At 66.8% G+C, this 18,874-nt stretch carries 18 protein-coding genes; 4 read left to right on the top strand and 14 right to left on the bottom strand.

Translation table 11 applies throughout. From position 1 onward, the window contains the following. Nucleotides 1-44: 44 nt before the first annotated feature. On the bottom strand, nt 45-818 hold the full coding sequence (locus HNQ08_RS02855; RefSeq protein ID WP_184127564.1) for a hypothetical protein: 774 nt from the start codon (nt 816-818) through the stop codon (nt 45-47). 90 nt (nt 819-908) lie between these two features. Beyond that, nucleotides 909-2,081 (bottom strand): bifunctional glutamate N-acetyltransferase/amino-acid acetyltransferase ArgJ, encoded by a 1,173-nt coding sequence (gene argJ, locus HNQ08_RS02850; RefSeq protein ID WP_184127563.1) that lies wholly within the window; start codon nt 2,079-2,081, stop codon nt 909-911. Nucleotides 2,082-2,221: 140 nt separating this feature from the next. Here argJ and HNQ08_RS02845 point away from each other — a divergent pair, with 140 nt between their 5' ends. Next, complete coding sequence (locus tag HNQ08_RS02845) at nt 2,222-3,676, top strand: alpha/beta fold hydrolase (protein WP_184127562.1); 1,455 nt, start codon at nt 2,222-2,224, stop codon at nt 3,674-3,676. A 4-nt stretch (nt 3,677-3,680) separates the two neighbouring features. On the opposite strand, the gene HNQ08_RS02840 is transcribed toward HNQ08_RS02845, so the two are convergent. From HNQ08_RS02840 to HNQ08_RS02785, 12 genes are all read right to left on the bottom strand, one after another. Next, entirely contained in the window at nt 3,681-4,505 is an 825-nt protein-coding gene (locus HNQ08_RS02840) for a hypothetical protein (protein WP_184127561.1), read from the bottom strand. Between the two features lie 58 nt (nt 4,506-4,563). Next, nucleotides 4,564-5,118: a mismatch-specific DNA-glycosylase gene (locus HNQ08_RS02835; RefSeq protein ID WP_184127560.1), complete on the bottom strand. Its 555-nt coding sequence runs from the start codon at nt 5,116-5,118 to the stop codon at nt 4,564-4,566. A 14-nt stretch (nt 5,119-5,132) separates the two neighbouring features. Beyond that, nucleotides 5,133-5,729, bottom strand: coding sequence for a sulfite oxidase-like oxidoreductase (locus HNQ08_RS02830; RefSeq protein ID WP_184127559.1), 597 nt, complete (start codon nt 5,727-5,729; stop codon nt 5,133-5,135). Between the two features lie 132 nt (nt 5,730-5,861). Then, nucleotides 5,862-6,917, bottom strand: coding sequence for a DUF475 domain-containing protein (locus HNQ08_RS02825; RefSeq protein WP_184127558.1), 1,056 nt, complete (start codon nt 6,915-6,917; stop codon nt 5,862-5,864). A gap of 125 nt (nt 6,918-7,042) precedes the next feature. Then, nucleotides 7,043-7,618 (bottom strand): TerD family protein, encoded by a 576-nt coding sequence (locus tag HNQ08_RS02820; RefSeq protein ID WP_184127557.1) that lies wholly within the window; start codon nt 7,616-7,618, stop codon nt 7,043-7,045. A gap of 93 nt (nt 7,619-7,711) precedes the next feature. Further along, nucleotides 7,712-8,293 (bottom strand): TerD family protein, encoded by a 582-nt coding sequence (locus tag HNQ08_RS02815; RefSeq protein ID WP_184127556.1) that lies wholly within the window; start codon nt 8,291-8,293, stop codon nt 7,712-7,714. 96 nt (nt 8,294-8,389) lie between these two features. Beyond that, nucleotides 8,390-9,646 (bottom strand): VWA domain-containing protein, encoded by a 1,257-nt coding sequence (locus tag HNQ08_RS02810; RefSeq protein ID WP_184127555.1) that lies wholly within the window; start codon nt 9,644-9,646, stop codon nt 8,390-8,392. After that, the gene (locus HNQ08_RS02805; protein ID WP_184127554.1) at nt 9,647-10,825 is read right to left on the bottom strand and encodes a TerD family protein; all 1,179 of its coding nucleotides are present in this window, start codon (nt 10,823-10,825) and stop codon (nt 9,647-9,649) included. A 94-nt stretch (nt 10,826-10,919) separates the two neighbouring features. Next, nucleotides 10,920-11,495 (bottom strand): TerD family protein, encoded by a 576-nt coding sequence (locus HNQ08_RS02800; RefSeq protein ID WP_184127553.1) that lies wholly within the window; start codon nt 11,493-11,495, stop codon nt 10,920-10,922. A gap of 45 nt (nt 11,496-11,540) precedes the next feature. Beyond that, nucleotides 11,541-11,996: a tellurite resistance TerB family protein gene (locus HNQ08_RS02795; protein ID WP_184127552.1), complete on the bottom strand. Its 456-nt coding sequence runs from the start codon at nt 11,994-11,996 to the stop codon at nt 11,541-11,543. A 183-nt stretch (nt 11,997-12,179) separates the two neighbouring features. Then, the gene (locus HNQ08_RS02790; RefSeq protein WP_184127551.1) at nt 12,180-13,121 is read right to left on the bottom strand and encodes an HpcH/HpaI aldolase/citrate lyase family protein; all 942 of its coding nucleotides are present in this window, start codon (nt 13,119-13,121) and stop codon (nt 12,180-12,182) included. Continuing rightward, nucleotides 13,118-14,176 carry a cysteine protease StiP domain-containing protein gene (locus HNQ08_RS02785; protein WP_184127550.1) on the bottom strand — a complete coding sequence of 353 codons (1,059 nt, stop codon included), beginning with the start codon at nt 14,174-14,176 and terminating at the stop codon, nt 13,118-13,120. The genes HNQ08_RS02790 and HNQ08_RS02785 overlap by 4 nt, the downstream gene beginning before the upstream one ends. Nucleotides 14,177-14,815: 639 nt before the next feature. Here HNQ08_RS02785 and pelF point away from each other — a divergent pair. Genes pelF through HNQ08_RS02770 form a run of 3 tightly spaced genes read left to right on the top strand, consistent with a single transcriptional unit; the run spans nt 14,816 to nt 18,854 of the window. Continuing rightward, entirely contained in the window at nt 14,816-16,285 is a 1,470-nt protein-coding gene (pelF, locus tag HNQ08_RS02780) for a GT4 family glycosyltransferase PelF (RefSeq protein WP_184127549.1), read from the top strand. Further along, entirely contained in the window at nt 16,282-17,817 is a 1,536-nt protein-coding gene (locus HNQ08_RS02775; RefSeq protein WP_229789622.1) for a hypothetical protein, read from the top strand. Before pelF ends, HNQ08_RS02775 begins: the two co-directional genes overlap by 4 nt. Further along, a complete protein-coding gene (locus HNQ08_RS02770) occupies nt 17,817-18,854 on the top strand; it encodes an SDR family NAD(P)-dependent oxidoreductase (RefSeq protein ID WP_184127548.1) in 1,038 nt (345 codons plus the stop codon). The genes HNQ08_RS02775 and HNQ08_RS02770 overlap by 1 nt, the downstream gene beginning before the upstream one ends. The last annotated feature ends 20 nt before the right edge of the window (nt 18,855-18,874 follow it).

Raw genomic sequence — 18,874 nt, 5'->3', positions numbered from 1 at the left:
CGCCCCTGTCCTGGAGGACAGCTTTGCCATGGGCGCGAGGAAAATCAGACCCTTGGTTTTGCTCCTTCCCTCACCCTCCTCAGGCCCACCGTGAGGACGGCGGCGGCCAGTGGCACCAGCCCGCGCACGCTGCCGCCCCCCAGACCCAGCGCCAGTGAGACCACAGCGGCCTGTCGGGCACGTTGAACCTCTTCGGCGCGAACCGCCCTGGGGGCACGGTCACACCGGCTGCTGACCGGTTCCAGGACGGTGAGGGGGGGCGTCAGCGCCACTGCGCCCAGCCCCAGCAGGGCGGCGGGCGCGGTGGTCAATCCCGTCCCACGGTCCCGCCACAGCCGGGGCATCAGCAGGCTCAGCGCAGGCTGCCAGGAGTGGGCCTGGGGGGTAAGCAGCGGGGCTGCCGCGGCCAGCAGCGCTGCGGAGCGGTGGCCCGTGGCGGCGGCCAGTGCCGACTGCGTCAGCAGGCCCAGGTGATCGGCGGGCGTCGCGGCCTGTCCGGTGGTCCCGGCAATCATTCTCAGGCCACTCAGGGCGGCGGCAGCGGCGAGCGGATTGCCCGGCCCACCCAGCAAGGTGGCGGCAGCGGCGACGGGCAGCGCGGTGTTGGCGGTCTGAGGCGAGTCCGGATCGAGTTCTCGCGCGATGGCCCAGGCGCTGAAAGCGGCGCTGCCCACCCCCAGCCCGGCCCACCAGTTGCCGCGCACCATTCGCCCCAGCACCACGGCCCCCACCGCCCCCGCCACCGCAAACCGGTTGGACGGGACTGAGAAATCCAGAGGGCGGGCCAGCGCAGGCTGTGGGCGGGGAGCGTTGTTCATGCTGGCAGGGTAGGTCAGCTTACGGATCTGTGGTCCAGTTCTGAAGATTGGCTCAAGCGGGGGTGGGCATGGCCCTGGCAAGCTGCCGGTTCACGTTGTGTAGTCCGCGTTGATGCTCACGTACTCGGCGCTCAGGTCACAGCCCCAGGCTTCGCCGGACGCGCCGCCCACGCCTAGATCGACCTCAAACACCACTTCTTCGGCCCGCATGCTCTGGCTGACCGCCGCGTCGTCGTAGGGCAGGGGCTTTCCGGCGAAAACCGGATTGCCCTGCACGGTCACGGTCATGCCCTCGATGTTCACCGACACGCCGCTGCGGCCCACGGCCATGATCACGCGGCCCCAGTTGGGGTCGTGGCCGTGGACCGCACTCTTGAGCAGCGGGCTGACGCAGCAGGTGCGGGCGGCAGTCAGGGCCTCGGCCTCGGTCAGTGCGCCGCTCACGCGGACCGTCAGCAGGCGGGTGGCCCCCTCGCCGTCGCGGGCGATCTGGCGGGCCAGGTCCCGCATCACGCCTTCCAGCGCGGGGAGGAAGTCCTGCAAGGCCACCTCTCCGGCCTCCCCGTTTGCCAGGACAATGGCCATGTCGTTGGTGCTGGTATCACCGTCCACCGTCACTGCGTTGAAGGTGCGCGCCACCACGGCGGAGAAGGCCGCCCGCAGGCCAGCCGAATCCAGCGCGGCGTCGGTAAGGACGAAGGCGAACATGGTGGCCATGTCCGGATGGATCATCCCGCTGCCCTTGGCGACCCCCACGATGCGTGCCCCGCCGGGCAGTTCCACCGAGGCGGTCTTGGGCCGCAGGTCGGTGGTCATGATCGCGCTGGCGAAAATGGCGGCGTCGGTGCCCAGATCCTCGGGCAGGTGCTCGATGCCGCTCAGCACGCGGTCCATCGGCAACGGGTGGCCGATGATGCCGGTGCTGGCGGTCAGCACGCCGTCCATATCCACATTCAATACGCTGCCCAGCGCGTCGGCGAGGTCTGCGTTGTCGCGCGCTCCCCGGGTTCCGGTGGCGGCGTTGGCGTTCCCGGCATTGACGAGCAGCGCCCGCACCGGGCCGCCCGCCGCGTACAGTTCGCGGTTACGCGTCACGCAGGCGGCGGCAGTGGTGCTGCGCGTGCCCGCGAAGGCCCACACGCACTCGGTGTCGGAGGTCACGGTGCTCAGGTCGGTCTTGCCGCTGGGCTTGATCCCGGCGGCAAGCGCGGCGGTCTGAAAGCCCCTGGGCAGCGGGAGGGGAGAGGAGGCAGGTGCGCTCATGCCCCGAGTCTAGAGCGGTGCGGGAAGGAGGGCGCGTGATCGGCATAGGGGGTGCCGCCTCCCCGGGAGCTCAAGACCAGAACAAGACCCCCGTAAGCCTCCGCACCATCCGGCCCCAGGCGACGGAGCAGCATGGGGCGATGCTCCTCGCCCGCCTCCTGCTCACGTCCGCGCTACTCGCCGCCTGTGCTCCGGCACCGCAACTGGTCCGCCCCTCCACGCCTGCCGTGACGACCCCCAGCAACGCCGTCCTGTCGCGGGTGTTCGCCGTGCGCGTGGTGCGGCCCAGCTTAGTCGTTCCGGGCACGCCGCCTGAGCTGAATGCCAGCATCACCGTCCGGTACGGCCCCACCAGGCCGAAAACCATCCTGCTGCTGATGCCCGGTTTTCTGGGGGGTTCAGGCAGCTTTGACCGTCTGGCGCGGCAGATCGTGGCGCTCGCGCCGCAGACGGGGGTCTGGACGGTGGACCGCCGCAGCAACCTGCTCGAGCCCCAGGCCCAGATTGCGGCGGCCAGCCCAGCTCAGCTGGCCCAGATCGTCAGGGACGGCCTGCCGCCCCGCTCCAGGGAAAGCGTGTCGTTCATGCGCGACTGGGGCCTGGACGTGACCCTGCGCGACTGGCGCGTGGCGATCAAGGAGGCCCGCACCCTGACGCCCAACGTGTTCATCGGCGGCCACTCAATGGGTGGCAGCCTGACCGGGCTGTACGCGGCCTATGACTTTGGTGGCCTGCCCGGCAGCACTGGGACGGCCAGCGGGGGACGCGGTTCGGACGACGTGCGCGGCATGGTGATGCTCGACGGCGCGCCCGGCCTGCTGAGCAAACAACTGCTGACCCGCCAGGATTATCTGGAGGGCACCGAGGGCGTGCTGGGGTCGCTGACCGGTCTCAACAAGCTGCCCGAGGATCCCTACGTGGACGCGGTCTACTTTGGTCCCAGGCTTGCCAGCCGGGCCGCCGCGCAGGCTCGGCTGGCCGCCGCACAGCCGGACGCGCTGGCCCCGGCGGGCGGTCTGGTCAATTACCCGGCCACCAATCTCGCGGCAGCCATGGTGCAGCTGGAGCAGCGTTACGCCCTGCTCCCGTTCCTGACGCTGAAGACCGGGCGGGCCACCAACGCCGTGGAAGGCAATAACCTGATCGCCGCCGTGCTGGGCGGCAAGGACAGCTACTGGGTGGCAGGACAGCAGGACCGCAACAAACCCGTCGGCTGGCAGGCGGATCCCTCGGCCTCCACCGATCCGCGGGATTTCGTCAGGCGCTTCTGGACTCCGCTGAGCGACTTCAGCGAATGGTACTTCCCCAATCGCCTGTCGCTGGATCTTGCCGCCGTGCGTCAGGGCACGCGGGGCACCCCGTTCGAGAACGAACTGCGGGTATGGCACAGGGTTGCTCTGCCTGCCCTGGGCATCGTGGCGGCGGACGGTGTGACCCAGCCGGGCGAGTACCAGCAGTACGCCGCGTTGACGGGGGCGGACATGACGGTCAAAACCCTTCAGGGGGCCGCCCACCTGGACATCACCGCGGCCCGCAGCGACACGGTGGCGCGCTGGATTCTGGAATGGATGGGCCGGGTGGAGGCGCAGCGGTAAGGGTTTAGTCCTGTTCCGCCTCTGGACTGTCCAGATACTTCTTTTCCAGGTAGCGCCCGTGTGCTTTTAGAGCACGGCTCTTCTGGGCTTCCCGGTCCCGGATGACGGCGACCATGCGCCCCTCGATCAGCCCCAGCTGGCGTTGCAGTTCGGCCTGGTTGGCCGGAGTGGGCGGCACCGTGCGGTAGGTCTCCAGCAACTCGGGGATGTCCTCGCGGGCCGCCTGCCGCACGTCGAAGCTGTCGCGGTTCAGCACGGCGTCGTCTGCCGAAACCCGCAGGGCGTCACGGGTGGCGATCACGGCGGCGTGAAAGGCCACGCGGCTGGCCGGGGGCAGCGCCCGCTCGTGGGTCCGCAGCGTGCCCAGCAGACTGGTTTCGTCGGCTTCCAGGGTGGCGGGCAGGGCCGCTTTCGCGGCTTGGGGCAGGGTATCCTCGTCTGGCGCGCGCATCAGGCGGGTGGCGCGGACCGCCGTGCGGATCAGGCCCAGCAGGCCCATCAGCAGCGTGAGGCCCAGCAGCCAGCCTGCCGGATCGAAGCCCAGCGCCAGCAGTACACCGAAGATCAGCAGCAGTGGAAAGATCACCACCGCGCCCAGTACGCTTTGCAGCGCCAGCTTGCCCAGTCCCGCGCCGCGCCGCGCCAGCCGGCTGGCCTGACGGCGCAGTCCCTCCGGACCATCTAGCGTCAGCCAAGGGTCATGGCCCAGTTCGCGCACGCCACGCAGCCCGCTCTGTCCCGGTCCATGCTGCGCGGGGCGAATCAGGGAACGCACCACGCGCGAGCCGGTGCGGGCCACAGTCAGGAGGGGGGTGACACGGTGCGCCATACACCCCAAGGATACGGGCCGGAGCTGAGGAAAGTTCCCGCCTCACGCCGGTTCGCGTTCAGCGTTCGCTCAGCCTCAGGCCCTCCCGTACCTCGGCCACCCGCGCCCCCAGCGCCTGCCACGGCTCCAGTTGAAAGTAGTTGTGGCCCAGCGGACTCGTGCTGGGCAGCACCCAGACCTCCGCGCCCTCCAGCGTCTCGGTCTGCGGGCCGTACGGCAGCTTGCCGGTGGGTTTGCCCAGCGTCTCGGACGCGCCGCGCTTGCTGGTAAAGGCGATGATCTGCGGGCGGTACGTCCTGATCTTGGCCCGCAGCTCGTCCGGTTGCCATGCCTCGCCGGGGAGGACCGCATCCACCCCGCTGTGCCGTTTGGCCACATCCGTCAGGCCGATGCCGTAGTCCAGCACCTGCGCGTACTCCTGCGGCGCAAGTTGGCGGGGCGTCAGGCCCACTTCGTGCAATGTGGGCCAGAACTTGTTGACCGGATTGGCGTAATACGCCCGTGCGGCGGCGCTGATCCGGCTGGGCGCGGTGCCGACCAGCACGAGCGCGAGGCCGGGTTTCAGAACGTCTGGGACGAGGTGGCCCTCAGCCGTGAATGAGCGAACTTCCACTGTTCACACCCCGCTCAATCATCGTCGTAGCGCTGTTCCTGAAAGGGATCGCCGCGCATGTGGTAGCCGTTCTTTTCCCAGAAACCCGGCTGATCGGCGGCCATAAATTCGAGCCCGGTCAGCCACTTGGCGCTTTTCCAGAAATACAAGTGCGGTACCACCAGCCGGAGCGGGCCACCGTGCTCGGCTTCCAGCGGCTCACCGTTGAAGGTGTGCGCCAGCAGGTTGTCCGGGCGCGTGAAATCCTTCAGCGAGAGATTCGTGGTGTAGCCTCCGACGCTGTGCTGCATGACGTAGGCGGCGGCCGGATCGAGCTCGATGTGCTCCATCAGGTCCGTGACGCGCACGCCGGTCCATTCGGTGTCGAGCTTGCTCCAGTGGGTCACGCAGTGGATGTCGTAGGTCAGGGTGGTCTGCGGCAGCGCCAGCAGGTCGGCCCAGGTAAAGGTCTTTTCGCCGGCCAGCCCACTGATGCGCACGACCACCTCGGACGCGTCGTAGTGCTGCGCAGGGCCGTAGGTCAGCACCGGGAAGCGGGCCGTCAGGCTCTGGCCGGGGGGCACGCGTCCACCCATGTCATCCGCCGGTTTCTTGAAGAATTTACCAAGCATGAGGCCATTTAAGCGCGTTGTTCGCGTTGCCGACATAGGCCGCGATACGTTTTGGGCTTCAGAGAGCACTGAACATGAAAAAGCTGCGGAGGAGGCCCTTTCGCCCCCTCCGCAGCCCCATTCAGTGCGCGCTCAGCCCGGTTGCGATTTGCCCTCGGCCAGTTCGCGTTTGTTGGCCCTCACGCTGGACCAGACCGACGCCACGATAAATGCCACCCCGATCAGTCCCGTGACCAGTTCGGGAATATGCACGTTGCGGTTGGTGCTGGCGAGCATGATGATGGCCAGCGCCAGGATGCCGTAATGCGCGCCGTGTTCCAGGTAGCGGTACTGCGCCAGCGTGCCCTGGTGAACCAGGAACAGCGTCAGCGAACGCACGAACACCGCGCCAATCGCCAGTCCCGCCGAGATGATCACGATCTCCTTGGTCACCGCGAAGGCCCCGATCACGCCGTCCAGCGAGAACGAGGCGTCGAGCACTTCCAGGTACATGAAGGCTGTGAAGCCTGCCGCGCCTGCCTTGGCTGCCATGTCGTTGGGATCAAACAGGCCGCCGATGGCGTTCATGCCCAGGTAGACCAGCAGGCCCACCAGTCCCGCCGTCACGGCCGCGAGCTGCTCGGCGGGCGCCACGAAGAAGTGCGTGATCGACAGAAGAACCACGCCCGCAATCAGGGCCTGGACGGTGTCCAGCTTGCCCAGCCCCGAGAGGCGGCGCTCAAAGCCCGCCAGCCAGTGCTCGTCCTTCTCGGGGTCCATCAGGTAATTCAGGGCCACCATCAGCAGGAAGGTGCCCCCGAAGGCGCTGATCACGACCTCGGCCTCTTCCAGATACTCGCCGTAGCGGGCCGAGTCGTTCAGGGCCAGGTTGGCGACCTCGCCGAAGCCCAGGCCCGCCGTGATCGCAACAATGGCGATCGGGAAGACCAGTCGCATCCCCACCACGGCGATCAGAATGCCCCAGATCAGGAATCGACGCTGCCACTTCTCGGTCATGTTCTTCAGCACCGAGGCGTTGACCACCGCGTTGTCGAAGCTCAGGGACACTTCCATGATCCCCAGCACCACGGCGATGACCAGGAAATTCAGGGCCACGCTGATGCCGCCGACGCTGAAGCCATACCACGCGGCCAGGATCAGGGCGATGATGGTGACCCCGAAGGCGAAGCCAAACTCTCTTTGAATCACTAATGTTCTCCTTGCCGGCTGCCCGCTCGGTGGTGGGCAGGCCAACTCTTCCAGTTCGCGGCGCTCTCGCCACTCAACAGGCACCCGGCCTCGCTGGAACGGGTGCCCGCTGGAGGATGCTCAGTTTAAACGTTGACGCCGTAGTTGCGGGCCAATGGCCCCAGGCCACCGGTGTAGCCCTGGCCCACGGCGCGGAACTTCCACTCGCCGCTGTGGCGGTAGATCTCGCCGAAGATCACAGCGGTCTCGGTGCTGAAATCCTCACCCAGGTCGAAGCGGGTCAGTTCCTGGCCGTTGTCCTCGTTGACCACCCGGATGAACGCTCCGCCCACCTGACCAAAGTTCTGACGGCGGGCCTCGGCCTCGTCGATGGTCACGCTGACGGCAATCTTCTGGATCTCGGCGGGCACCTGCGTCAGGTTGATCTTGATGGCCTCGTCATCGCCGTCGCCCTCGCCCGTGCGGTTGTCGCCGGTGTGCTCCACGCTGCCGTCCTGGCTGCGCAGCTGGTTGTAGAAGATGAAGTCGTGGTCGCCGCGCACCTTGCCGCCGTCATTCAGCAGGAAAGCGCAGGCGTCCAGGTCAAAGGCCTGTCCGTCGGTGGGGCGTGGGTCCCAGCCCAGGCCCACGATGATGCGCTGCAGGTTGGCGTCCTGCTTGCTCAGGGAAATGTTGCCGCCTTTTTTCAGTGAAAGTGCCATGTCATTCCGTCCTTTTGTGTTTCTTGGCGGCCAGTTTCAAAGGTGGGCCGTCTGGGGTGAGTATGCGCGTTGGGGGGTGTAGGTTCCCGGACCTTACAGGTAAGCCTTGATGTCTGGCAGGTTGTCCTGGTACGTCCGTCCGCGTGAAGGGGCTCCAATGGCGGTCATCGTCCAGTCGTTGCCCTGGCGCTTGAGGCTCGCCAGGATCATGGCGCTGTGCTGGCCGCCCGCCGACAGGTCATAGCGGGCCACCTCGGTCTCGCCCTGGGTGTTGACCAGGCGGCAGTAAGCGTTCTCGATCTGGCTGAAGTCCTGTCCGGTGAAATTGTTGACCGTGAAGACCAGTGTGCTGATGTTGGCGGGCAGGCGCGTCAGATCCACCGTGATGGTCTCGTCGTCGCCGTCGCCAGCACCAGTGCGGTTGTCGCCGCTGTGCTTGACCGAGCCGTCCTTGCTCTGAAGTTGACGGAACCACACCACGTCCAGCAGGCCGCCCGCCGCGTCGAACATCAGCGCATTGGCGTCCAGATCCACCTCGGCCTGACCGCCGCCGAAGCCGAAGAAGCCCTTTTTCTTCACCGCGTCCCAGCCCAGGCCCATGCGTACCGTGCTGAGGCTGGGGCCGGCCTCCTTGGCGAGGCTGATCTGCTGTCCTTTCTTGAGGGAGATGGGCATAGCGTTGTACTCCTTATGGGGAATGTGGCTGAAAGATGTCGAAGTGTCCAAGGGCCAGAGAAGATGGTGTGGATGGGGGTTTCTACAGGCTGACGCTCAGGCCCGCAGGATGCCTGCCGCCCGTGCGTCGCGCTGCCAGCCGTCAAGCTCATTGAGCAGCAACTCGAACAGTTCGGCATCCGGAATCCGGATGGGTGCGGGGACGCGGAAGAAGTCGGCGTTGTCGACCACGCGGCCTGGTAGGTCATCCAGCTTCTCCAGGAAGTCGAAATTGACCCGGCCCTCCTCGATGCCCATGAATTTCCAGAAGATCGGCTCCTGGGCCGCGTCGGTCATCTGGCGCACCACGACGGCAGGATTGCTGGTGCCGCCGTCGGTGATGAACAGCACCAGACACGGCAGATCATGGCCCCCGCGGGCGGCGTCCTCGCGGATCAGTTTCATGACCGGGCTGTAATGGGTGCCGCCCTCCAGCTTGACCTTCAGGCGGTCCACGAAGCCCGAGACGTTGTCCAGCGAGAGGGTGCCGCTGCGGTACGCTCCGATGCCGAACAGGTAGACCTCCACCTCGCCGTCATCGTCCAGGCGGGCGGCCAGGGCCAGGGCACGCTCGGCCAGGGCCTGCACTGCGCCGCTGCGGTACTCACGCTGCATGCTGCCGCTGATGTCCAGCACCAGTTTGACCCGGTAGCGGGCCTCCGCCAGCCCCCGTTTTTCCAGACTGACGCTAGCCGTCTTGATCAGGCTGACCAGTTGTGGCTGCTGACGTTCGGCCTTCTCCAGCAGAACCCGCTGGCGTTCCTTGCGGAGATTGACGGCGGTTGGAGGCGGGGTGGGCGTGGACGCCCCAGCCTCCTCCACCTCGCCGCCGAAGTGCCGCACCAGGGCGTCCAGGCCGCCGTTGAACCCCTGTGCCACCGTCGCCAGCCGCCAGCCGTCGGCGTGGCGGTACAGCCGCACCAGCATGACGGCCTTCTCAGCCTTCAGGTGGGGCTTGACGTCGAAGGTGGCCTGACCCAGCCGCACGGACAGCGCCCCCGCTCCTGCAATCGGCTGGCTGTCGTGCGTGGCGGTGAAGTAGAGCTCGGTCACGGCGGCGGGCAGCGCCGCGAGATTGACATTGAAGACCGTGTCCACGCCCTGCCGCGCCAGTTCCAGTGCGCCTTCCGGGCTGCGCGGCTGGTTGAAGAAAACCATGTAGCGGTCATCGGCCAGCTTGCCGTCCTGCAGACCGAAAGCGGCGATGTCCGCGCCGTCCAGGGTGCAGTGGATCTCCACGCTGAAGGGCTGCCCCAGGCCCAGACCGGTCAGCGGGACGCGCTGGCCTGCCTGCAGAACTGTCGGCCCGGCCATCTACTTGCTCCCCGCCGTCCAACGGAAACCGAAGCCGAAGTGCTGATCGGCCTCCTGGTGGTCCTTGAAATACCGCTCCTCTTTCGTGATCTTGACCTCGCCGCCCGCGTTCTCGATGCTGGCAATCGCGCAGAATGTCCGGCGCATGTCGGGATTGCTCAGCTGCACCGTGATCTCGTTGCCACGCGGGTCTTTCATGGTCAGGCGGCCATTAACCTTGGTGAAGTCCGAGGTGCCCTGGTAGATGAAGGCGAAGATGACCACCGTGTGGATCAGGTCGGGACGGAAGATGATCAGGTTTTCGCCGTCGCTGGACGCGCCGCTGCGGTCGTCCTTGTCCAGCAGGATGAACGGTTCAAAGCGGTCGCTGCCGAAGGAATTGCCCAGCGCCTGGATCACACCCTTCTGCCCGTCCTGCATCACGAACATGCAGCCCAGATCCAGGTCAGCCCCCGGACGCAGGAAGCCGCCGCCCTTGTCCCAATTCAGGTTGACGCGGATCGGGTCTTTCTGCCCGTCCTTGCGCAGCGAGATCCTGGCGCTCTGCCCCTGCTTGTCCAGCGTGATCTTGCCCAGATTGACGGTGGGCGCGGGACGCGGCGCGGCGGGAGTGGGGGCAGGAGGCGGCACAGTGACAGTGGGAGGCCGCCCGGCAGGTGTGTCGGCCACCGTGCCGCCGAAGTGGTTCACGAGCGCTTCCAGGCCGCCGTTAAAGCCCTGCCCCACTGCGCCCACGCGCCACACGTCCTTGAAGTAGAGGTCCAGCAGCATGACGGCCTTCTGCTGCTGAAAATCCCGGCCCGTCACGCGGTAGGTCATCAGGGGGCTGCCGGCACTGCTCAGCGTGACCTGGGCGTGGTCGATGGCGTTGAATGCGCCGCTGTCAACTGTTGAGGCCAGGCTCAGGCGGCGCACGCTGGCGGGCAGGCGCGACAGATCCACCTGAAACACCTTCTCGTTACGGGCCCCGCCGCGCATCTCGATGGCCCCTTCGGGGCTGCGCGGCTGATTGAAGAAGACCATGTAACGGTCATCGCTCAGCTTGCCTGCCGCGTCCAGGCCGAACAGGATCAGGTCGTATTCGGAGGCGGGGCCAGTCACCTGCACCGTCAACGTCAGGTTCGTTTGTGGGGTCAGGGTGCTCAGTTGGGCTTTCTGCCCGGTCTGGAAGGTCTGCATGATCTCCTTTGCGCGTGGCGATGTGGAAAGAAGGGAGGCCGGAAACCATGTTCCCAACCTCCCCAACATCTGTGCTGTGAACTGCTTTAACGGCTCAGACGTTGACGCCGAAGTTGCGGGCCAGCGGGGCCAGACCGCCCGCGTAGCCCTGACCAACGGCGCGGAACTTCCACTCGCCCGCGTTGCGGTAGATCTCGCCGAAGATCACGGCGGTCTCGGTGCTGTAGTCCTCCGAGAGGTCATAACGGGCGATCTCTGCGCCGCCGTCCTTGTTGATCACGCGGATGAACGCGCCGCCCACCTGGCCGAAGCTCTGGCCGCGCGTGTCGGCCTCGTCAATGGTCACGGCAATCGCAACCTTTTCGATGTCGGCGGGCACCTTGTTCAGGTCGATGTCGATGGTCTCGTCGTCACCCGCGCCCTCACCGGTGCGGTTGTCGCCGTTGTGCACCACGCTGCCGTCCGAGGAAGTCTTATTGTTGTAGAAGATGAAATCGCCGTCGGCGCGCACCTTGCCGTCAGCCTTCAGGGTAAAGGCGCTGGCATCCAGGTCGAATTCCTTACCGTCGGTGGCGCGGGGATCCCAGCCCAGACCCACGGTGATGGCGCTGAGGCCGGGGGCCTCCTTGCTCAGGGAAACGTTGCCGCCTTTTTTCAGTGAAACTGCCATGTTGAACCTCCTAGAAGGGAAATGATCTTGGGAAAAACGGGGCGCTTAAACGTTGAATTCAGAGGGGTCCAGCTTGAGGGCCTGCGCGATCTGGCGCACCACGCCCATTTCCTTCTCGTCGAATTCGCCGTCCGCGTTGGCGATCACCACCGCGAGTTGCACCACTGCGCGGGCCTGATCCGGCTTGCCGGCCACCTTGCCGATGGCCTGCATCAACTCGATCTTGCCGAAGTCGAAATCGGCGGTGATCTTGTCGCAGTAGCGGTCGTACTTGTCGCGCAGGTCAGCGACATTGAAGGCCTTGAGCTTGTCGCTGGTGGTGATGAACTGCGCGGTGCGGCTGCGCTCGTTCTGGTCGATCTTGCCGTCTGCCGCGCCGATCAGCGCGCAGGCCGCCATGGTGGCGTCCGCAAAGGCGCTGTTGTTGAAGCGGCTCCAGGTGTCCTGCGCTTCCTTGCCTGCCTGCGCGCCCATTGCCTTGAGCCGATCTAAAAAGCCCATACCGTGTTCCTCCTGAATGTGGAGCCGAGAAAGGCGAGAACTTTGAGGCCAGAAAAGTGCTGACCTTACCCTTGAACTTATCAGGACTGAGATTGAGACTCCTTTAAATTGTTCTCATAAAAGCGAAATACTGCCGACACTTTTCAGACGGAAGAGGGTGTCCTGGACGGCCCCCATACGCCCTCAGAAGTGCAGGGCCTCGTGCCTCTGTGGCTCCAGCACGCCGTACAGTCCGGCGCGGCTGAGGATGTCGCTGGCCCAGCGACTGTGGGTGGCGGGTTCACACATACGCCCGTTCATCTGAAACACCGCGGGCGCGTCCGGCGCGAGAATGGCCTGCGCCTCTAGCAGGTCTGCCTCGACCACCCGGTAGGCGTCCAGCACCGTGCCCAGTTGCGCCGGATGGATGATGGTCTTGCCGCACAGGCCGTAATCCAGATCCTGTTCCAGCTCGCGGGCCAGGGTGGGCAGGTCGCCGAAGACCTCGTAGACCGGGCTCGACAGCGCAAAGCCGTGCGGTTTGAACACGCCGAGCAACATGCCGATGACCCGCTCCAGCGGTCCCTCGTACAGGGTCCGCCCTGGCTTGCGGCGGACCCCCAGGGCCTGCATCAGGTCATTGCCGCCAATCCGCAACGCGGCGACGCGTGGGCTGTGGCCACCTTCCAGGATCAGGTCACGCAGCTGGGTCATGTGCACCTCGCTCAGGGCTTCCGGGGTTTCCAGGGTCAGCAGCAGGGGGAGGTGGGGCCACGCCGAATCGTCGAGCACCTGCAAGTACGCACCCAGGTTGCCCGCGTGAATCTTGGGTAGCACAACGGCGCTGATCCCGCGCAGGTCCAGCGTCAGCACCTGCGCCAGCACCGCCGGATTCCGGACGCGAATCAACCGCAACGGCCCCACCTCTGGCGGGGGCAACAGCGGCAGCGTGCGCGCCAGATTATCTAGCGCCAGGGGCAGATCGGCCTCCAGCACGGCGTCCTCGGTGCAGTAGATCAGGCTGGTCAGGGTGCCGTAGCGTCCGGTGCCCAGCGCCAGCAGATCGGTGCGGGTGGCGGGGGTGTACAGGCTGGCCCCCAGTCGCCAGGGGTTCAGGGGAAGGGTGGGCGACAGCGGGGTGGTCATGCGTCCTCTGTGGTGCGCGGGCCGGGAGCGATCAGCGCCGCCGCCAGGTACGGCAGCTCAGGATGCAGGGTGACGGGAATGCCTGCTGCGCGGGCCAGTTCATTCAGGTGTCGGGTGTCCGGGTGCGCGGCGTCGCGCAGCAGCAGCCCGGCCGGCTGACGGCGCAGAAAAACGCGGGTGGCCTCGCCCACGCCAGGTTTGACCAGATGCGGATCATGGACGCCCACACTGGCGGCCAGTGCCAGTACCGCGTCGTAGGGACGCACGGGCCGGGGGCCGGGGTCCAGTGGCTGGTCTGCAGCCCTGTCAAAGCTGTCCAGCGCAGCCAGATACGCCCCCGTGACGTCGTCGGCACGCAGATGATCCTCGGTGCGGACACCATGTAATTGCTGGCCGCTGTCCCTTCCCTCCTCCACGAAGGTGCGGCTGAGCAGCCCGCTGACCGTGGCGTTCAGGACGGCGTGCGGCAGCAGCAGATCGTCATGGGTGGCGGCAAAATCCGCCACGCCTGCCGGGTCGCTCAGGACGGCCAGGAGCGGCGGCACGCCTGCGGGCAGACTTGAGGCCAGCGTCCCGGCGATGCTGCCCTTGCCGGTCCAGCCGTCCACAAAGACCAGTGTGGCTCCCGGATGTGCCCGTTGCACCTGGCGCAGCGCCTCCTGATCGATGCCGCTGCCCCGGATGATGCTCAGGGTGTGATGTGGAAGGCTCGCTCCCCGCCGCCGCGCGAAGCGGGTCATGGCGCAGCCCACCGGCGTGCCTGCGCGGGCCAGCGAGACCAGCGCCGGCTGCGGCACCTGCGCCAGCAGCTGCGTGGTCAGACTGGCAATCAGCGCGGCCATGCGCGGGCCATTGCGCTCCAGGGCGTCCCGGTAGGCAGCCAGTTGTACTGCGCTGGGCCGGGTTTCGGGAGTCAGAAGCTGACCATAGGACACCCCTTGGCGCAGCAACTTCTCCTTCTCGACAAGGTCTACCAGTCTGGGTCTGGCGGGGCGCAGATGCACGATCACGTCGGCGGGGTCAAAGGTGTGACAGAGGGTCTGGAGCTGCGTCATGCCTGGGTCTGTTCCATGCGAGTGGGCACCCTCGAAAGTGCGTGTCCAACAGTGTGAGCGGGGTAGGAGACTCCTGAACCTGGGGAGAGGAGCAGGTCCGAATATGTTACGCGAGTCGATCTGGCCTGACTCTGACTTTGAAACCGATCTCACCGTTCGGGCTGACGGTTCTGTCCTCTAGGTGGGAGTGCCCGTCCTTCCACGCCTCCTCTTCAGATGTGCGGGCGCTCCCGGCCTTCTCGCCTCGACTTCACAGCCCTGGACGTACAGGCGAGGACCGAATCCGGCGTCCGCCCAATCCTGTTCCCAACTGGGCACCCACCCAATTCTTTCAGAACTTAGGACGATCTGCCCATGCAGATGAGGCCGGATCAGCTGCTGCCCATCCCTGACTTAACAAAGACTCATCCTGACGGCCTTAAGCGATTCATTAACGCGCGCGAACCAATATTGGCTGCTGTAGCGGACCTTTTTTCTCTTCCCCCATCTGGGGGTAGAGCTTCGAAGGTATCAAGATTTTCACAAATCAGGATACGTTGTGTATGTTTTTTCTCGAAAAATCCTCGCTCTGATCCCCCCAAATCGCCTTCGAATGCACTGTCAAGCCTTCTTTCTCATATTTGTTCTGGAGAACATTTCATGACTGTTGCCACCCAGACCAGGGCTCCTCACATCGCGCTGTACACCGAGGGCACCTATCCCCAGGCCCACGGCGGCGTCAGCGTGTGGGTCGATCAGCTGGTGCGGGGTCTGGACGATCACCAGTTTGCGGTGCAGGCCATTTCTGGCCTCCCGTTTACGCGCGCGGCCGTGCCGATGCCAGAGAATGTGAGCTTCACGCAGGTGCCGCTGTGGGGTGCGCCGCCACCCGCGCCCGCCCGCCCGGACGCCGCCCGCCGCCGCGAGGTCGAGGAAGCCTATTTAGCAGTGCTGGACGGACTGTGCACGTTGGACCTGGACCTGTTCGGTGCGGGCCTGCAGATGCTCAGTGGCCTGGGCCAGCGTGGGGGGTTCACGGCCCTGCTGGACACGCCACGGCTGGCCCGCTTGACCCTGGACACCTGGGCCGGTCACGCCACGCGGCAGGCGCTGGGCCGCCAGCGCGACGACGCCCGCCTGCCGCTGCCCACCGTGGCCGATGCCTTGGATGCCCAGACGTGGCTGGAACACGCGCTGCGCCCATTGGGCCACCCCGCCCCCCAGGCCCAGGTGGGGCACGCCGTCAGCAACGGCTTTGCCGGCCTGCTGGCGCTCCACGGCCTGTGGTCACACAACACCCCCTTCGTGCTGACCGAACACGGCGTGTACCTGCGCGAGCGTTACATGGAGTTTCGTCGCAGCGCCTACAGTTCCGGTTTCAAGGGCCTGCTCCTGCGCTTCTACCGCCTGCTGTGCAGCCTGGTCTACCGTGAGGCCACCCTGGTGCTGCCGGGCTCGCACTACAACCGCCGTTGGGAGGAGCGTCTGGGAGCACATCCCGACAAGATTCACTGCGTGTACAACGGCATCGATCCCGAGATCTTCCCGCCCGCTGAGCAGGAGCCGGTGGAGAGCGTGGTGAGCTGGGTGGGGCGCATCGATCCCCTCAAGGACATCGAGACGCTGATCCGCGCCTTCGATCTGGTGCGCCGCCGCAACGCTGGCGCGCAACTGCGACTGTTTGGCGGCACCCCGGCGGGCAACGAGGACTACCTGTTCCGGTGTCAGAGTCTGACCCAGCAACTGAACCTGACCGAGCACGTGACCTTCGAGGGCCGCATCGACGACATCACCGACGCCTACCGCGCTGGGCAGGTGGTGGCCCTGACCAGCGTCAGCGAGGGCTTTCCCTACACCGTGATCGAGGCGATGGCGATGGGCCGCCCGCCGGTGGCGACCCGCGTGGGCGGCGTGCCCGAGGCGGTGGGCGACGCCGGATTGATCGTGCGCCCGCGCGATGTGATGGGCGTGGCGAGCGCCCTGACCCGGCTGCTGGACGACGCGCCGCTGCGCGCCCGCCTGGGCCGCGCCGCCCGCGAGCGAGTCATGGAACTGTTCACGCTGGACGGCTGCCTGGACGCCTACCGACGGGCCTACCCGCTGGTCATCGCCGGGGAGGCCTGGCAGTGACCGGATCTCGCAACCGCGACGTGGTGCGCGGCGGGCCGTCCGGCTTGACGGGGCAACGGGAAGAGGTGGGGCTGAGCAGTCCTGCAGCACACAGCCCAGAGCACTCGCCCGTTGCACAGCCTGTGCAGTTCAGCGTGTTCCAGGAGATGGCGGAACTGCACGCCGCAGCCCGGCACGCCGCCCCCCGGCGCGCCACGTCTGCGGCGCTCACCGCGCAGCACACCGGAACGCGGGTCAGCACCACCAGCACCCGGCTGCAACTGCCCGGCGAACTGCCGGAGCGGCTGCGCGAGGTGGACCTGAAGCTGGCCGCCGACCGGGCCAACGCGGTGGACGCCGAGGAACTTGCCGCCTACCTGGAAGCCGATGGACTGGGCGACGAGGTGCTGCGCGACCGCTACGGCGCAGACGGCCTGTTCGACGCCGCTGAGAGACTGTACCGGCAGAAAGGCACCGGGGGAGCGCTGGACCGCCTGCCCGCGCCCGTCACCCCAGCCTTTCCCTGGCGGATGCTGTTGCGCGGACCCATGTATCTACTGCCGGGTCTGGCTGGTCTGCTGATCGCGGGGGCGCTGGGCGCAGGGGCCGAGAGCGCCTTCGTGCTGGCGGCAGCTTTCGGTTGGGGGTGGACCATGGCGGTGGCGGGGGTGCGTTACACCGAACCCTTCGCGGTGCCGGGCCGCGCCCTGCGATTGACGCTGGTGATCAGTGCCGGGACTGGGTTGCTGAGCGGAGCAGCCATTGCCGCAGCGATGGGCGGCGACGTGCTGACCGGCGCGCTGGTGGGCGGCGCGGTGGCCCTGTCCAGCGGCGCCGCGGGGGTGCTGCTGTCGCTGGGGCAGCTCGGGCAGTTCGCCGGGGCTTTTGCCAGCCCGCTGCTGGCCGCCGGAATCGTCCTGTCACTGCCGTCACGCGCGGCGGCGCTGTTCGCGCTGGCGCTGCTGGCCGCAGTCCCCACCTTCTCCGCCCTGAACGTGACCCGTTCGCCCGGCAGCCTGAACGCCAGCCTCGCCACCCTGCGGCCCCACCTGCCCCACGCCGCGTACGGCTGGGCGATGGCCGCCGCCTTCGTGGCCCTGAGCGTGCGGCTCGGCACCTGGCCGCTGCTGCCAGTGATCCTGGGCGCGGGTTTACTGGAAGCGGGCGTCTGGCACGCTCAGGAACGCCTGCAGGTCGCGGCCCGGACCCTGCGCACCCTGCCCGAACTGCGCCGGGTGGGCTTGCCGACCGTCCTGCTGGGCGCGGCTGGCTACGGGGTGGCCCTCGCGGCAGTGCTGGCCCTGCTGTCGTTGCTGCCCCTGCCGATCAACCTGCCGGCCACTCTGGAAACCGTCACGCTCTATAGCGCCGGGCTGCTGCTCAGCTCCTGGCTGGCCAACCAGCGCCGGCTGGCCTTTTTGACAGCGGTCTGGACGCTGGGTGCCGCCGCTCTGATGCTGGGTCTCCCTCCTCCGATGTTCGCCCTACTCTCGCTGCTCGCCTTGCTGTTCCCCACCCTTCACACCCTCTCTGATCCCAGGAGTTACCGCTGATGACCCAGACCACCCTGCCCCGCCCCATCGCCCCCACCTCTTCCCAGCGCCCGCTGGTGGCCGTGACCGGCGCGGACGGTTTTATCGGCTCGCACCTGACCGAAGAACTGGTCCGTGCGGGCTACCGCGTGCGGGCCATGGCGATCTACAATTCGCAGGGTTCGTACGGCTGGCTGGACACCGTCTCTGCCGAGACCATGCAACACGTGGAGGTGCAGCTGGGCGACGTGCGCGACGCAGGCAGCGTGCGGGCGCTGATGCGGGACGCGCAGACCGTGTACCATCTGGCCGCCCTGATCGCCATTCCGTACTCCTACGTTGCGCCCCGCTCGTACGTGGAAACCAACATCACCGGGACCTTGAACGTGCTGGAGGCGGCCCGCGATCTGGGCACCGGGCGCGTCGTCCACACCTCGACCTCCGAGGTTTACGGCACCGCGCGCACCGCGCCCATCCACGAAACGCATCCCTTGCAGGGCCAGTCCCCGTACTCGGCCACCAAGATCGGGGCGGACAAGCTCGCCGAGAGTTACCACCTGAGCTTCGGGCTGCCGGTGGTCACCTTACGGCCCTTCAACACCTACGGCCCGCGCCAGTCGGCCCGCGCGGTGATTCCCACCATCATCAGCCAGGTGGCGGCAGGACGGCGCGAGATCAGACTGGGCGACCTGCGCCCCACCCGCGACTTCAACTATGTCGCTGACACCGCCCGCGCCTTCCGCGCAGTGGGCGAGGCAGGCAGTGAAGTGCTGGGCCGCACCCTGAACGCCGGATCGGGGCGTGAAATCACCGTGGGCGATACCGTGAAATTGATCGGCCAGGTCATGGGCGCGGACCTGAACGTGACCCAGGAAGACCAGCGCCTGCGCCCCGAGGGGAGCGAGGTGATGCGTCTGCTGGCGGACCACACCGAACTGAGCACGCTGACCGGTTGGCAGCCTGAAGTGACGCTGGAAGAGGGCCTGAAGCGAACTGCCGAGTGGTTCACCAACCCCATCAATCTGGCCCGCTACCGCGTCGATCAGTACACAGTCTGAGAATTTTCTGAGTGTTAATT

Source organism: Deinococcus humi, assembly GCF_014201875.1.
Classification (GTDB): domain Bacteria; phylum Deinococcota; class Deinococci; order Deinococcales; family Deinococcaceae; genus Deinococcus; species Deinococcus humi.
This window is presented reverse-complemented; position numbering and strand designations above follow the sequence as displayed.